We start from the raw sequence: 16651 nt of genomic DNA, 5'->3' as shown, positions 1-16651 counted from the left end.
CTTGTTACGGACAGAAGAATTGCTGCTGAACGTCGGGCCGCAGCACCCGAGTACGCATGGTGTGTTTCGTATTATCGTTAAACTCGATGGTGAGATCATTCAAGAAGCGATTCCGGTCATGGGTTACTTGCATCGTGGTACAGAGAAACTTGCGGAGAACTTGAACTACACGCAGATCATTCCGTACACCGATCGCATGGATTACGTATCGGCAATGACGAATAACTATGTGCTGGTTAATTCCGTTGAGAAACTAATGGGACTTACCGTTCCTGAGCGCGCGGAATACCTTCGTCTCATCGTGATGGAGCTGCAGCGTATTGCATCGCATCTTGTATGGTGGGGTACATATCTGCTGGATATTGGGGCGATTAGTCCATTCTTATACGCTTTCCGTGAACGTGAGATTATCATTGATCTATTCAATGAACTATGTGGTGCGCGTCTGACTTACAACTATATGCGTGTAGGCGGGGTGAAATGGGATGCACCAGATGGCTGGATTGAGAAAGTACGTGATTTCTTGCCACACATGACCTCCAAGATGGAGCAGTATGAGAAGCTGGTATCCGGCAACGAAATTTTCCTAGCGCGGATTAAAGGCGTAGGTAAATACGACGCAGAGACAGCGATCCAATACGGCTTAAGCGGTGCAAATTTACGCTGTACTGGGGTAAATTGGGATCTACGTAAAGATCAGCCTTATTCCATCTATGATCGCTTTGAATTCGATGTACCGGTTCGTACGGGCGGGGATTGCTATGACCGTTACTTGATCCGTATGGAAGAAATGCGTCAATCTATTCGCATCTTGGAGCAGGCTGTACAGCAATTCCCTACGACTGGTGAGGTCATGGGTAAAGTTCCTAAGATATTGAAACCATCTGGCGAGATCTATTCGGCAATTGAATCACCTCGTGGTGAGATTGGCTGCCATATCGTGGCTAATGGACGTCCTGAACCGTATCGGTTGAAATTTAGAAGACCGTCCTTCGTAAACCTGCAAATCTTACCGAAACTTCTCGTAGGAGAATCCATGACAAACCTTATTACGATCTTGGGCGGGGTTGATATTGTAGTCGGGGAGGTTGACGCGTAAATGTTAGAGTTAGTCTCTGAACAGTTAACGTGGGGTAATTTTGCAATTTTCGTTGCAGTTGGCATTGCACTGTTACTGATCGTTCTTGGATTCGTGACCTATGCCATTTACTTTGAGCGTAAAGTTATCGGGTACATGCAATTCCGTTACGGCCCAACACGCACGGGTCCATTCGGATTATTGCAATCTGTTGCAGATGTAATGAAGCTGCTCATTAAGGAAGATACGATTCCGCGTAAGGCGGAGCGTCAATTGTTTATTCTAGCGCCAATCATTACGTTCGTTCCTGCATTCTTAGTCATCGCAACCATTCCATTTACAGCAGACTTCTTACATGCTGACTTGAACGTTGGGGTGCTTTATATTATCGCATTATCCGGTATTTCGACGATGGGTATCATCTTGGGTGGTTGGGCTTCTAACAACAAGTATGCGCTACTAGGTGGTATGCGTTCTGCTGCGCAGATGATTTCCTACGAAATTCCGCTCGTCATGTCGATGATCGGTGTTGTCATGATGACAGGTTCCATGAACCTTCGTCTTATCGTGGAGGGGCAGCAAGGTTACTTCTGGCAGTGGAACTTCCTCCCGCAAATTATCGGGTTCTGCGTGTTTGTTGTAGCGATGATTTCGGAGCTGAACCGTACGCCATTTGACCTTCCTGAAGCAGAGTCAGAGCTTGTTGCAGGTTATCACGTCGAGTATAGTGGATTCCGTTTTGCATTCTATATGCTTGCGGAATACGTGTACGTATTCGTGTTCTCATCCTTACTCACGATCTTGTTCTTAGGCGGCTGGAATGCACCATTCCCTCAGGTTGATTTTATTCCGGGGATTATCTGGTTCATTATCAAGTTTTCGTTGGTTGTATTTTTCTGCTTCTGGCTGCGTGCGACTTTGCCGCGTGTGCGTATCGATCAATTGATGAGCCTCGGTTGGAAAGTTCTCTTGCCACTGGCACTACTTAATATTTTTGTTACGGCGGGATATATCAGTCTGAAATCCTGGATCATGGGAGGTTAACCGATGAAAGGGATCGTCAAAGGTCTAGGTGTAACGCTCAAAGCGTTTACAGAAAAGAAAGTGACATATGCATACCCGGATGTACCGCTGAATATGCCGGATCGCTTCCGTGGTATTCAGCATTTTGAACCGGATAAATGTATTGTGTGCAACATGTGTGCGAAGATTTGCCCAACTGACTGTATTACACTCACAGGTAAACCGAACCCTGACCCTGAGAAAAAAGGGAAAGTAATCGATACGTACGATATTAACTTTGAGCTTTGCATTCTGTGCGATTTGTGTACAGAAGTTTGTCCGACTGAGGCAATCGTCATGACGAATAACTTTGAATTGAGTACTTTCTCGCGTGATGATTTGTTCAAGGACAAAGAATGGCTAACTAATAACGATACACTTGTACGCAATGAAAATGTGCCATCAGCTCCGAAAGGGGGCGCCAAGAAAGATGTTTAGTGGACTTGGAGATTTCCTATCTAGTGGTCAAAATATTGCTTTCCTCGTGCTCGCGATGTTCACCATTGGCGGCGGACTTTACATGATCATGTTTACGAAAGTGATCCACATGTTGATCTCAGGAGCGGTAACGTTCCTTTCTTTAGCTGGGATTTACTTGGTATTGAACGCAGAATTTTTAGCGGTTGTTCAAATCTTAATCTATGCCAGTGCAATCTCGATCCTCATGATCTTCGGTATTATGATGACGAAGCATCGCAGTGAAGAAGAGAAAGATGCACGCAAGTGGCATATTGGATTTTCATTCATTGGTGCACTAGGACTGTTTGGAATCCTGTTCTATGCGATTCAGACAGCAACATTTCCAGAAGGTGCAGCATTTGATCCAGGTAAAGACAATACGCTTGAGATCGGTAAGCTGTTATTTGGGCCGTATGTCATTCCGTTTGAAATTATGTCTGTACTTCTCACAGTAGCCTTTATCGGTGCTGTCATTATCGCGAAAAGGGAGGAGGAGTAAGATGGGTGGAGTCATTGCTCCTTACTTAACACTGGCTGCGATATTATTTACGATCGGTTTATTTGGCGCTCTAACGAAGAAGAATGGGGTCATTGTGCTTCTCTCCATTGAACTTATGCTCAATGCAGTGAACCTCAATTTAGTCGCCTTCTCTAAGATGGGAGTTAAGCCATCGCTTACCGGACAAATATTTTCCTTGTTTAACATCACAATTGCTGCAGCCGAGGTAGCAGTGGGTATCGCGATATTGATCCTCCTCTACCGCAACAAGGGAACGTCTGACGTGACAGAAATCGATTCGATGAAACGATAAGGGAGAGGATGGTTCAAAGATGGCTTCAGTCTACTCGCAATACGCCTGGTTAATTCCGCTTTTTCCTCTGCTCGCGTTTCTTGTATTGATGGCTGTAGGGCGTCAATTGAAAGGACTCGGCAGTTATATTGGCATTATTGCCATGCTCGCTTCCTTTGTGCTTGCGATTCTTATTTTCGTAGAGCGAATCGATGGCAAAGTTGCTGATTATACATGGAGTGAGTGGCAGTGGCTGAGCATTGGTGATTTCAACATTCACATGGGCTTTGAGATTACGAATTTGAATGCACTGATGCTTGTGATCGTCACCTTCGTGGCACTGCTCGTTAACATTTACTCCAAGGGCTACATGAAAGGCGATGAACGGATCAGCGTTTTCTTCTCATACGTTGCGCTATTCACATTCTCCATGTTAGGTCTAGTCATTTCCGTTAACTTGCTTGAACTATATATTTTCTGGGAGCTAGTTGGGGTATGTTCGTTCCTACTTATCGGTTTCTGGTATCAGAAGCCTGAGGCGCGTGCTGCTGCGAAGAAAGCTTTTATTATTACTAGAATTGGTGACGTTGGCTTATTGATCGGGCTTCTCTTGCTGTTCTGGTATATGCCAGGTCATGCACTGGATTTCAGCTCCATTCATAATGCGTTCGCATCAGGCAATGGATCCATTCCAGCAGGTGTAACAACGGCAATTGCGATCATGATCTTCATCGGTGCAATTGGTAAGTCAGGTCAATTCCCATTACATACTTGGTTACCTGATGCGATGGAAGGCCCAACACCGATCTCCGCACTTATTCATGCTGCGACGATGGTTGCTGCTGGGGTATATTTGGTAGCTAGAACGTATGATATCTTCCTTGCTTCCCCTGATGCCTTGCTGGTTGTGGCTTATGTGGGCGGGTTCACAGCAATATTTGCCGCTACGATTGGGATTGCACAGAACGATATTAAGCGTGTACTTGCCTACTCGACGGTATCGCAGCTCGGTTACATGATGATGGGACTTGGTATTGGTGTTTCCTACGCTTCTGGTATGTTCCATCTCTTCACCCATGCATTCTTCAAAGCGCTGTTATTCCTTGCAGCAGGTAGCGTGATTCATGCTGTAAAGACGCAGGATATTCGTGAAATGGGCGGTTTATCCGGCAAAATGAAAATTACGACCATTACGTTTGCAATTGGAGCATTAGCGTTATCAGGTGTTCCTCCGTTCTCTGGTTTCTGGTCGAAGGATACGATTCTTAACGAAGCTTACCATAACAATCAATTGCTGTTCTGGATCGGAATAGTTGCCGCATTCTTCACAGCCCTTTACATGTCTCGCGTGTTCTTCCTCGTCTTTACAGGTAAGAAGCGCTCGAATTACGAACCACATGAATCACCAGCATCAATGACACTCCCGTTAATCGTACTTGCTGTATTAGCTGTTGTTGCAGGGTTTGTAATGACACCATTTAATCCATGGTTAGGTGGGTTCTTAACAGGAGAGCACCATGAAGAGGCTGTAAACTTAGTTGTCATTATATTATCTGTTGCGGTTGGGCTTCTTGGTATTGTTGTCGGCTATGTCTTGTATTACAAGCGTCCCGTTCAATTGCCGAATGCAGAGAAGAAACCATCTGCACTATACAACTTGCTACAACGCAAATATTATATCGATGAAATTTATGATTGGATCATTGTCACACCGCTTAAAGGCTTTGGCTGGCTGTTGCAATTATTCGATGAGTACGTAGTAGATGGTTTGGTACGTCTAACTACATCTTCTGTTGTCGGCTTAGGGCGCATTGGCTCTCGACTACAGAATGGCCAAGTTCAACGTTATGGTTTGGTATCGTTGATCGGGCTCATCATCTTGATGTTAGCTCTTGTGGCTAGGAGGTTCTTCCCATGGTGAATCACATTCTAACAATGGTGCTCTTATCTCCTCTCCTTGGGGTATTGATCTTATTATTCATGCCCAAAGACAAAGGAAACTGGCATAAGACGGTTGCAATCTCGACTTCTCTTCTTGCACTGGGGCTTGCAATATGGATGTACGTAGGTTTTCAGACGGGTGAAGATGGCATGCAGTTCAAGGAAACTTTCGATTGGATTAAGTTTCCGCTGAATCACGAAGGTTTGCCGCAAGTCACATCACTATTTTTCGAGATGAAATTCGCTCTTGCTGTTGATGGCATCTCAATGCCACTCGTATTCTTGACAGCACTTGTCTCTGTCATGGCAGCATTTGCTTCCGTTAATATCAAGAAACGCTGGAAAACGTTCTATATCTTGTTCTTACTTCTAGAAGCAGGTATGTTCGGTGTTTTCATGGCGCAGGACTTATTCTTATTCTTCTTATTCTTCGAGATGACGCTTGTTCCGGTATTTTTCTTGGTTGGCATTTGGGGATTTTTGGAAAAAGAAAAAGCGGCAAATCGCTTCCTCATTTACAATGGACTTGGTTCAGCAATTATGTTTATCGTGTTCTTAATTCTCGTTAGTACGGCTGGGTTCAGTGAGATCCGCACGGCGAATGAGTGGCACATTTTCTATAGTGGTGACATTCAGAATATGATGAATAACTTGCTTGTGAATACGCAGGCATATGTAAATGTACCTGAGATGACGGATTTCTACTTAAGTTCAGGCATGAAATGGACATTGTTCATTCTGCTCTTGATCGCCTTCGGTATTAAGCTGCCAATCTTCCCGTTCCATACGTGGATGCTCAAAGTACACACGGAAGCACCAACTTCAATCGTTATGATTCACTCGGGTATTTTGCTGAAGATGGGTGCATACGGCTTACTTCGCTTTGGCGTCATGTTCTTCCCTGAGCAGGCGTACAGCTGGGCATGGGTGCTCGCGCTCCTAGGTGTCATTAACATTCTATATGGTGCAATTCTTGCTTTTGTTCAAAATGAATTTAAGCTCGTGCTTGCCTACTCCTCGATTTCTCATATGGGAATCGTGCTGCTAGGTATCGCAGCATTTAATGAAATTGGTTTGCAAGGCGCAATGTTCCAATTGGTATCACATGGTCTTATTTCGGCCTTCTTGTTCCTCATTGTCGGTATGATTTATGAACGAACAGGGACGACAGAACTTAGCCGCCTTGGTGGGTTGGCCAAGTCGATGCCATTCATTAGCGGAATGTTGCTAGTTGGTGGTATGGCTTCACTCGGTTTACCGGGATTGTCAGGCTTTATTTCCGAGTTCCTTGCCTTCTTAGGATTATTTGAGACGCACAAGGTGTACACGATTCTCGGTATTATGGGTGTGATTCTCACAGCTGTATATATCTTGCGCGCTGTAATGGGCATTACATTCGGTAAGTTGCCAGAGCAGTATACGAATTTGCGTGACGCGAGATGGATTGAGGCACTACCTATGATCGTGCTTGTTGCTTTCATTCTTGTTATTGGGATCTATCCGAGTGTACTGAGTGACCCAATGAAACAGACGTTGAGTGGGTTTGATGCTTTCATGCAAGCCATCGCTCAGAAGATGGGGGGTTAAACCAGTGGAGCAGTTACGATTACATACATCGGATTTAATCCATCTCTGGCCAGAATTAACACTTGTTATCGCAGCAGTTGCACTATCTCTTCTTGATTTGGCACTGCCAGAACGAATGAACCGCACTTTTATCGGTTGGCTCACGCTTGCAAGTTTACTCGTCTCGGGTGTATTCGTTGCGATGCAACTTCACTTGGATGTGCCAGTAGAACTGCTTGCAGGATCTTATCGTGTTGATGATTTTGCAAATCTATTGAAACTGGTCTTCTTACTTGGGACATCATTTGTTGTACTCATGAGTGTAGGAACCATTAAGCAAGCGGGCATTGCACATGTCGGTGAATACTACTACTTCTTGCTTCCTGCTACACTGGGTGCAATGGTTATGGCGTCCTCCGCTGATATGATCACGCTGTATGTCGGTTTAGAATTGCTTAGTATCACATCTTACATTATGGTTGCCATGCGGAAGAAGAGCTCTAACTCGAATGAGGGTGCGTTCAAGTACTTGGTGATGGGCGGTATTTCCTCGGCAATGATTTTGTATGGGATGTCTTTCTTATATGGAATTTCAGGAGCGACCAACCTTGCAGCGGTCAAAGACGGTATTTATGCTAACTTCACATCTTTTGAAGCATTAATCTACGTCGCATTTTTCTTCTTAATTGCTGGATTAGGGTTTAAAATTGCAGCTGCACCGTTCCACAGCTGGGCACCTGATGTATACGAAGGTGCACCGACACCGATATCTGCATTCCTAGCAGTTGTATCCAAGGGTGCAGCATTCGCTATTCTGTTCCGTATAATCTATAACTTATTCATTCCACTGCCGCAAGATGGTCCTACAGGGGTGCTTGTATCTGACGTATTCTTGACACTCGGCGTTGTGGCAGCCATGGCGATGATCGTCGGTAACGTGATTGCACTTCGTCAGACCAATGCCAAGCGCTTGCTTGCGTATTCTGGAATTGCGAATGCGGGTTATCTTCTCGTTCCATTAGCTACCCAATTCTCAACTGCACATTACAGCAATTTTGCTGAGTTTACGTTTTATCTAATCGCCTATTTGTTCATGAACATCGGAGCATTTGCTGTCATTATATTAATTGAGAAGTCATCAGGCAGTGAAGAGATTCGTGGGTTTGCTGGATTGTATTACCGTGCACCTTTTACGGCAGTTGCGATGACCCTTCTGGTCTTATCACTTGCAGGTATACCGATTACAGGTGGATTTTTCGGTAAGCTATTTATCCTTCTAGGCACAATGGAAACCCATCATTATTGGTTAGGCGCTATTATGCTGATTACATCCGTGATTTCGTTCTACTACTACTTTGGCATTGTTCGTCAGATGTACATGCGTAGTGATTATGAATCCGCACCACTGCAAGTACCAGGTACAGTAGGCTTCACAGTCTGGTTGTGTGCGATTGTTACCGTATTGCTGGGAATATTCCCTCATGTATTGTTACAATATATTGACACTGTATTTACCATTACAAAAGATCTGCTATTTGTGTCATAAATTTGCTATAATGAAAGCCACTCCATTTATTTGGGGTGGCTTTTTCATATGTAGAGGTAATCAACGTGAAATAGGCTCCGAATCGGAGCTTTTCTTTTAGATATAGAATAAATAAGTTTTCAGCAGAGCTGAACGAATTGTATATCGCAAGAAAAGCTACCACTTACGCAGGGTCATGCATCGGGAAAGGGCTTCGAATAGAAGCTTTTCTTATTACATAGATTTATTTGGTTATTCAGGTAAATTCAGGTGAAGGGTAACGCAGAAATGACGAAAAAATGGAAATGTATATGGTTAGTTCTAGTGCTCGCTCTAAGTCAGATTGCTTTATCATATCCCTTACAAGCAGCACTAATAACGGCATCAGACCCATTACGAGGGAAACAAGCGTATTTGGATCGAATCGGTATTGAAGCAGCTTGGAGAGCTGCATCTTCGACGTCAAAGCCAATTGTTATTGCGGTTGTCGATACGGGCATTGACCTTACACATCCGGATTTAATGGCTAATTTAGTACCTGGTAAAAATTTGTTAAACCCTAAATTGCCACCCCAAGATGACTTCGGTCACGGGACGAATGTTGCAGGTGTGATTGGTGCCGTTGCCAATAATGACATCGGAATTGCAGGCATTGCAAGGAATGTGAAGTTAATGCCAATTAAAGCTGTTGCTAATGATGGGTTTGGTGATGAGAAGAAGTTAGGCGAAGGAATTAAGTATGCCGTCGATCACGGAGCAAAGATTGTTGTGTTATCGCTTGGCTTAAATAAGCAATCTGCCTACTTGGAGAATATAGTAAAGTATGCCGAAGAGCGCGATGTGCTGCTCGTTGCTGCAACAGGTAATGAAGGGGCTGCGATTCGCTACCCTGCCGCTTATGCATCTGTGCTTGCTGTCGGTGGAATTGATGTGAATAACGAGGTTGAACCACGCTCGAATTATGGATCGGAATTAGATGTAGTAGCGCCATGGAGCGTGTTCACAACAGCTCTTGAAGGTCGTTACGAGTACAAGGAAGGGACTTCGATGGCTGCGCCTCAGGTGGCGGGTGTGGCTGCACTTGTATGGAGCAAGTATCCACAGCTTAAAGCGAGTCAAGTGCGTAATATAATCGAACAAACGGCACAAGATGTTCACACACCTGGATGGGATGAGCATACGGGTTATGGGTTGTTACGTGCAGATCTTGCCCTTACTCGCCCCTATACAAGTGACGCTTTTGAACCGAATGACACCAAGGAAACTGCAAAGCCTCTATCGGTAAATAAGCGTATTCAAGCATCGTTCTCATCTGAGAAAGACGAAGATTGGTTTACAGTTGACAGTCCTTATGATGGTGTGATTACGTTTAAAGCGGACTGGTCAGATGATGCGCCAATCGAGCTGACGCATGAGGCAGTAGGTGGAAGTTCCAAAACTTATAAGCTAAAGGCGAAAGAGCCGGTGCGAATAGGTGTACGTCGTGGGCACAATGATTTCAAGTTGCAAATGCCAGCGAAGAAATCGAATGTTGAAGCTCCTTATACGCTAGAAACAAGCTTTGCAATTTATACGGACCCCTATGAAGATAATGATCAGCAGTATAAAGCGTACGTACTGCCAACACGAACAGGATCACTTTTTGGGACATTTGATCATATGAATGATCAAGATTGGTATAAGCTTGTTTTGACGGAATCAGGGACACTACGTATTAGTGTATCGGTCGATACAGCTAGGATGGACCCCGTATTGCTTATTCAGAAGAAGGGTGAGAAGTCGGTCGTAATCGATAAGAAAGGCGACGGTGTGATGGAAACCACTCAGTTTCTTCAAGTGACACCAGGGGAATACTATATTCGAGTGAGCAATATTAAAGACTATACGATGCCGATCCTGGGTCAGTACGAATTAACAGTGGAGTGGAATGAACAGCCGATTGATCCTTTTGAGCCGAATGACAAACCTTTTCAAGCAACAGGAGTAACGAGTGGAGCCTTGTACAGAGGTGTACTCGATCATGCGCAGGATGTAGATTGGTATCAATACAATGTGACAACCGAAGGACCGGTACAGTTTAATGTTCGAGACATTGCGCCGTCGGAGCATTTAGATGTTTCCTTGTATAATGGGTTGCTGCAAGAAATTGAAACGCTCTCCCCGAGTACGGGAACAGGTCAAGTGCAGACGATTCGAAGTTTAAAGCCGGGGACGTACTTTATACGGCTATCGACAAGCAAGTGGACGGAAAGACAGACCTATTGCTTAAGCGTATATGCTGCAGCTGGAAGCGCGAAAGTGAATAATTCGTTATTTTCTTGGAGACAGCATTATGGGACACGAACGATTCGCTTTGAACGAGATACTGCGATTGCAAGAGCAACTGAACAATTATCAGGAGTGACACATCCCTTATGACGAGCTTTAATAATGATCTTATTGATACTTTCGGATCTTACATGATTATCGTACAAATCCTGATTTATTTATCAGCGATTGGCTTAGCGTGGTGGGGATTGCAAGAAGTTCGATTCGATGTGTTTCTGCGTCGCCCGAAAAGCCCTGCCGCCAAAATGCTGCAAATCTTGCTCGCGATTACGATTGGTTCAAGTGTTGCAGGATTCTTCATGAGTTATTTAGGACTGTCCGTTAAATTAGGATTTTTTAGTTGAAATGTCGAATATTCCAACCTTTATTTGTAAATAATGGGGGGAGACACATTCGACTCTATACGTCAAAAATACGTGTATTTTCGACACTTTATGCGCTTTGCGGTTGATCATCAAAAAAGGTTTATGCTAAACTAACTACAAAAAATATGTTCGCGGAGGGACCAAGATGAGCAAAATTATCGTCCGCGGTGGTCGAAAAATAACAGGAAGCGTAAAGGTAAACGGTGCGAAGAATGCAGTTCTGCCTATTATTGCAGCCTCCTTGTTAGCTGCGGAGGGAGAAAGCGTCATTCAAGAGGCGCCCCCGCTTCATGATGTAATCACCATTATCCAAGTACTGGGTGACTTAGGGACTCAAACCCAATATTCCAATGATACCATTCGCGTTAATGCGTCACATATAGCCACTTGCGAAGCATCCTATGAGTTAATTCGTAAAATGAGGGCTTCTTTTCTTGTCATGGGACCACTTTTGGCCCGCCTGGGCAGAGCGAAAATTTCGCTTCCGGGTGGATGCGCAATCGGTACCCGTCCAATTGATCAGCATCTAAAAGGTTTTGAAGCTATGGGTGCAGAGATTGAATTGGGTCAAGGATATATCGAGGCAAGATCGAATGGACGTTTAAAAGGGGCTAAAATTTATCTCGACGTAGCAAGTGTAGGAGCGACGGAGAATATTATGATGGCGGCCACTTTAGCTGAGGGAACGACCATTATAGAGAATGCTGCGATGGAGCCTGAGATCGTAGATCTTGCTAACTATTTGAATGCGATGGGTGCGGTGGTACGCGGAGCAGGAACAGGTGTAATACGGATTGAAGGCGTGGAGCAACTGCGCGGTGTTGTGCATTCAGTCATTCCAGACCGGATTGAAGCAGGAACGTATATGATCGCGGCAGCCATTACAGGTGGAGATGTTTATGTCGAGGGAGCAATAGGCGACCATCTTCGTCCTGTCATTTCGAAATTACAAGAAGTTGGGGTTCAAGTGGAAGAAGATGAGAACGGTATTCGTGTACGTTCGGATGGTTCACTTCGTTCGGTTGACGTGAAGACTCTTCCTTATCCAGGGTTCCCGACTGATATGCAATCACAGATGATGGCATTGCTACTTGTATGCGATGGCACAGGTCTTGTTACAGAGACAGTGTTCGAGAATCGTTTCATGCATGTTGCTGAATTTAAGAAAATGAACGGTCAGATCAAGGTCGATGGCCGGACGGCTATCGTAAGCGGCGGATCTCGCCTAGTTGGTGCGAAGGTAAGTGCAACTGACTTACGTGCAGGTGCGGCGCTAATCTTAGCGGGTCTTGTAGCTGAAGGCGAGACAGAGATTACGGAGATCTATCACATTGATCGCGGTTATGTGAATATTACCGATCGCTTAAGCGAACTCGGTGCTGATATTTCGCGCGTGGAACCTGCAAGTGTGCAGCAGGAGCTGCAGCCAGAGGCTGTGCCAGCGCGCGTTAGTGAAGTGGGTGTGCTAGCTGCACAACCTACTTGGGCATAATCTCATGTGCGTAGTCTAACGCACACATTAGCCCTAACGTGCGTAGGTAAAGCCACACGCACGAGAACAAGCGGTGCACCAAACTTACACCGCTTATAACGGAAAGAGCGTCCTCTATGAATTAGAGGACGCTCTTTTTCCATCTACTGCTTCTATCGCAATTAGGGTTCTATTCTAGCATCTATGTTCATACGTATTACTAATCTTGTTTTTTATCGGAAGAGACGCAGATTAGATGAACTAGGATACGAAGGAGAGAACAGAGATGTCGAACACGAATACGAACGAACCAAGACAAGCCCCGCGCCGCCCTATCATTCATTTTCAAACGAAAGATCGTCCCTATCAAGCTCAGACCGTACTAGATCCACCTAATAAGCAATCCCCATTTCGCCGCAAATCTAGTTCCAATCGTTGGTTTAAGAATAAAGCTCAGCATCGCCTGAACAAAGGGCTGTGGACTTTGCTTATCTTAGTCGGCTTCTTTTTCATTATTATCGTAATTCCCGGCTTTCTTGCTCACCGTGAAGCGTCATCTCTGAGTTTGAGACAACTTACCACACAAAATCCACCTGCAGTAGACAATATGAATCCTTCACAAGGACAAGCCCAAGTCGCGAGTCCCAATCCAGCAACCGATCAAGTAAGTCCTGGTGCGTCCATTCCCGCAGCAGTTGAGGCTCAAAGTGTGATGATTCCCGTCTATCTAACCAAGCAAAAAGAGATCGAGACGATTCCGCTCGAAGACTATGTTCGTGGTGTTATCGCAGCCGAGATGCCGCTTGATTATGAATTAGAAGCTCTAAAAGCCCAAGCGCTAGCAGCGCGTACTTATATTGTGAGGCGCCTTACGGAGAAAGATTACTCGCAGGTTCCTGTTGCAGATGCGCTAGTCACAGATACGACGACGCACCAAGTCTATTACAATAAATCGCAATTGGAAGCACTCCAAGGTGATCGTGCTAACGCAGCAAGTAAAGCGCGTATGGATAAGCTGAATGAAGCCGTTCAAGCGACTAGGGGACAAATTCTCACGTATAGCGGTAAACCGATTAATGCGACGTTCTTCTCCACGAGCGGCGGTTACACTGAGAATTCGGAAGACGTATGGCCGTTTGCGACACCTTACCTGAAGAGTGTTAGTTCACCTTGGGATTCTACATCCCCTCGTTATAAAGAAACACTTACGATTCCGCTTAATGAGGTGGCTCGCAAGCTCGGTGTTAAATCCATCTCATCTATTGCTTCTAGTCGTAATGGTATACGTATACTAGAGAAAACGACCGGTCATCGGATCAAGACGATTTCAATAGGCGGCAAGATTTTTACAGGAGCAGAAGTACGAGAGAAGCTAGGCTTAAAGTCAGCGCAGTTCGATTGGCAGTTCAAAGACTCGTCCGTAATACTTACTACATATGGCTATGGGCATGGTGTTGGCATGAGTCAGTGGGGGGCTAATGAAATGGCAAAGCGCGGGCAATCGGCAGACGAGATCGTACACTACTACTATCAAGGGATTGCGATTTCGAAAGCTTCGAACATACTAAACTAACAGGCTTCTAATATTTTTTTATATAAAAATAGTAATTGCACGTATAAAACTTGTGCACCTGTCAACAATGGTTGATGAGGTGATAGCAAATGAGTGAAAAACAAAGTTTTGACAACAAATCAAATGCTCCAAAAACTACTGGAGCAGAGCAATCCGCAACAAAGAGATTCTTCGCAAAGAAATGGGTATTTCCAGTCATCTATGTGGCAGCAGCGGCAATTATCTTAACCTTAACAACATGGCTCTATCAAAGTGCTGCTACTAAGAACATTACGAACCCAACTGCTCAAACCGAGCAAACAAGTGTTGATGCAAATGGAGCAACAGTTCCAGTAGCAGGACCACAAGAGAACATGAAGTGGCCGGTGAAAGACAAGAATGAAATTGAAGTTGTTCTGAAGTTCTATGATCGCAATGCAACTGCTGAAGCAAAAGCACAATCCACAATTGAGTACAATGACACATTCGTACCGAATACAGGACTTGTGTTAGCACGCAAAGACAAAGTAACTTTCGATGTATTAGCTGCAAAAAGCGGTAAAGTATCGATGGTAGCAACTGATCCAGCAGTAGGTAACTTAGTTGAAATTACACATGCAGATGGCATGGTAACGGTATACCAAAGTTTGGCTGATGTGAAAGTTGCGAAGGGTCAAGATGTGAAGCAAGGCGATGTAATCGCGAAGGCTGGACGTAATGACATTGAGAAGGCACAAGATGTACACCTTCACTTTGAAGTTCGTCAACAAGCTTCCGGTACTGTGATGAATCCAGAGCCAATGTTCACACAATCCGAAGAGAAGAAATAAGCTAATTTGACTTACAAGATGGAGCGTATAGCCTGATGCTATGCGCTCTTTTTGCGTGCATAAAGATACAAGCATTCATGCGCTTCTGAAAATATTTGTACACAATTAGCTTGTCAGGCTTGGTCACAAAGAATATTAGCCCTTGCCCCTCATATAATGTACCAATCTAACTTGAGCAGGGAGGCGAGAGGCGTGCACGATTACATCAAAGAACGGACGATCAAAATTGGAACTTGTATCGTGGAAACAAAAAATACGGTTCGAACGATTGCGAAAGAATTTGGGGTATCCAAAAGTACGGTGCACAAGGATTTGACTGAACGACTTCCAGAAATTAATCCGGATCTAGCTAACCAAGTTAAACATATTCTGGAGTATCACAAATCCATTCGTCATTTAAGAGGAGGCGAAGCTACTAAAATTAAGTACCGTAAATCGACTCATCCCAAGCAATCGGAACCGTTAATTCCGGTCAAGTCCTAAGCAAATTAGAGGCGCCCTCCCCAATATGGTGAAAGTTGTCGATTCGTCAAGAAAAAAAAGAAGAAACTGTGTTTTTTTAATGAATTTAGTTTATAATTATTAGATATAATCGCAAATAGATGCCGATTCTTTTTTGGACGGACGGAAATTGTTAGGGAGGCTATGTTTAGATGTTTAGTAAAGATATAGGAATTGACTTGGGAACGGCCAACGTGCTGATTCATGTGAAAGGGCATGGCGTTGTTCTGGATGAACCTTCTGTGGTCGCGCTTGAAAGCGAATCTAAGAGGGTTCTTGCTGTTGGAGAAGAAGCTAGACGCATGGTTGGACGTACTCCGGGCAACATTATTGCGATCAGACCACTAAGAGATGGTGTTATCGCAGACTTTGATGTGACGGAAGCTATGCTAAAGTATTTTATCCAAAAAGTTGGCGGCAAGAACTGGTACTCATCTCCTCGTATTCTAATCTGTGCACCTACGAATATCACTTCTGTTGAACAAAAAGCAATTCGTGAAGCTGCTGAACACTGCGGGGCAAAGGAAGTCTTCATGGAAGAAGAGCCTAAAGCTGCAGCGATCGGAGCCGGCATGGACATTTACCAACCAAGCGGAAACATGGTTGTCGATATTGGTGGAGGTACGACAGATATCGCCGTTCTATCAATGGGTGATATTGTTACCTCCTCTTCGGTTAAAATTGCAGGTGATAAATTCGATTCTGCAATCTCTAAATACATCAAAAATAAATATAAGCTATTAATTGGCGAGCGAACTGCCGAAGATATTAAGGTGAACATAGGAACTGTTTACCTGAACGGTCAACGTGCAGAGATGGATATTCGCGGACGTGATATGGTATCCGGCTTGCCGCTTACGATTACGATTCATTCTGGTGAAATACAAGAAGCGCTTTGGGACTCCGTATCTTCAATTGTTACGGCGGCTAAGAGCGTACTTGAGCGTACACCGCCAGAGCTATCTGCCGATATTATCGATCGTGGCGTGATTCTAACAGGTGGCGGCGCGATGCTGCATGGTCTTGATCAATTGCTGGCTGATGAACTGAAAGTACCGGTATTGATCGCAGAAGATCCAATGCACTGCGTTGTTAAAGGAACAGGAATTATGCTCGATAATTTGGACAAGGTGTCGAAACGTAAGTTTATGTAAAGGCACTTTGCTCCTTGTCGCAGAGGAG

General features: G+C 44.5%; 15 protein-coding genes. All 15 read left to right on the top strand.

Going from position 1 to position 16651, the window contains the following annotated elements; translation table 11 throughout:
- Position 1: 1 nt before the first annotated feature.
- The 15 genes from NV379_RS20745 (at position 2) to NV379_RS20675 (ending at position 16623) form a co-directional block, all read left to right on the top strand.
- Positions 2-1099 (top strand): NADH-quinone oxidoreductase subunit D, encoded by a 1098-nt coding sequence (locus tag NV379_RS20745; RefSeq protein ID WP_258209260.1) that lies wholly within the window; start codon positions 2-4, stop codon positions 1097-1099.
- On the top strand, positions 1100-2122 hold the full coding sequence (gene nuoH, locus NV379_RS20740) for an NADH-quinone oxidoreductase subunit NuoH (protein WP_258209259.1): 1023 nt from the start codon (positions 1100-1102) through the stop codon (positions 2120-2122).
- A 3-nt stretch (positions 2123-2125) separates the two neighbouring features.
- Positions 2126-2578 carry an NADH-quinone oxidoreductase subunit NuoI gene (gene nuoI, locus NV379_RS20735; RefSeq protein WP_258209258.1) on the top strand — a complete coding sequence of 151 codons (453 nt, stop codon included), beginning with the start codon at positions 2126-2128 and terminating at the stop codon, positions 2576-2578.
- Complete coding sequence (locus NV379_RS20730; protein WP_258209257.1) at positions 2571-3098, top strand: NADH-quinone oxidoreductase subunit J; 528 nt, start codon at positions 2571-2573, stop codon at positions 3096-3098. Before nuoI ends, NV379_RS20730 begins: the two co-directional genes overlap by 8 nt.
- Before the next feature lies 1 nt (position 3099).
- Positions 3100-3411, top strand: a complete 312-nt coding sequence (nuoK, locus tag NV379_RS20725; RefSeq protein ID WP_258209256.1) for an NADH-quinone oxidoreductase subunit NuoK — start codon at positions 3100-3102, stop codon at positions 3409-3411.
- 19 nt (positions 3412-3430) lie between these two features.
- Entirely contained in the window at positions 3431-5311 is a 1881-nt protein-coding gene (gene nuoL, locus NV379_RS20720) for an NADH-quinone oxidoreductase subunit L (protein ID WP_258209255.1), read from the top strand.
- Positions 5305-6918, top strand: coding sequence for a complex I subunit 4 family protein (locus tag NV379_RS20715; protein ID WP_258209254.1), 1614 nt, complete (start codon positions 5305-5307; stop codon positions 6916-6918). The genes nuoL and NV379_RS20715 overlap by 7 nt, the downstream gene beginning before the upstream one ends.
- A complete protein-coding gene (locus tag NV379_RS20710; RefSeq protein WP_258209330.1) occupies positions 6878-8443 on the top strand; it encodes an NADH-quinone oxidoreductase subunit N in 1566 nt (521 codons plus the stop codon). Before NV379_RS20715 ends, NV379_RS20710 begins: the two co-directional genes overlap by 41 nt.
- Positions 8444-8710: 267 nt before the next feature.
- Positions 8711-10840, top strand: a complete 2130-nt coding sequence (locus tag NV379_RS20705) for a S8 family peptidase (protein WP_258209253.1) — start codon at positions 8711-8713, stop codon at positions 10838-10840.
- Positions 10837-11094: a DUF1146 domain-containing protein gene (locus tag NV379_RS20700; protein ID WP_258209252.1), complete on the top strand. Its 258-nt coding sequence runs from the start codon at positions 10837-10839 to the stop codon at positions 11092-11094. Before NV379_RS20705 ends, NV379_RS20700 begins: the two co-directional genes overlap by 4 nt.
- Positions 11095-11260: 166 nt before the next feature.
- Positions 11261-12607 (top strand): UDP-N-acetylglucosamine 1-carboxyvinyltransferase, encoded by a 1347-nt coding sequence (murA, locus tag NV379_RS20695; protein ID WP_258209251.1) that lies wholly within the window; start codon positions 11261-11263, stop codon positions 12605-12607.
- Positions 12608-12872: 265 nt separating this feature from the next.
- Positions 12873-14159: a stage II sporulation protein D gene (gene spoIID, locus NV379_RS20690; RefSeq protein WP_258209250.1), complete on the top strand. Its 1287-nt coding sequence runs from the start codon at positions 12873-12875 to the stop codon at positions 14157-14159.
- A gap of 89 nt (positions 14160-14248) precedes the next feature.
- Entirely contained in the window at positions 14249-14968 is a 720-nt protein-coding gene (locus tag NV379_RS20685; protein WP_258209249.1) for a M23 family metallopeptidase, read from the top strand.
- A gap of 192 nt (positions 14969-15160) precedes the next feature.
- Entirely contained in the window at positions 15161-15451 is a 291-nt protein-coding gene (spoIIID, locus tag NV379_RS20680) for a sporulation transcriptional regulator SpoIIID (RefSeq protein WP_258209248.1), read from the top strand.
- Between the two features lie 170 nt (positions 15452-15621).
- A complete protein-coding gene (locus tag NV379_RS20675; RefSeq protein ID WP_258209247.1) occupies positions 15622-16623 on the top strand; it encodes a rod shape-determining protein in 1002 nt (333 codons plus the stop codon).
- Positions 16624-16651 lie beyond the last annotated feature (28 nt).

Source organism: Paenibacillus radicibacter (assembly GCF_024721995.1).
GTDB lineage: Bacteria > Bacillota > Bacilli > Paenibacillales > NBRC-103111 > Paenibacillus_AM > Paenibacillus_AM radicibacter.
This window is presented reverse-complemented; position numbering and strand designations above follow the sequence as displayed.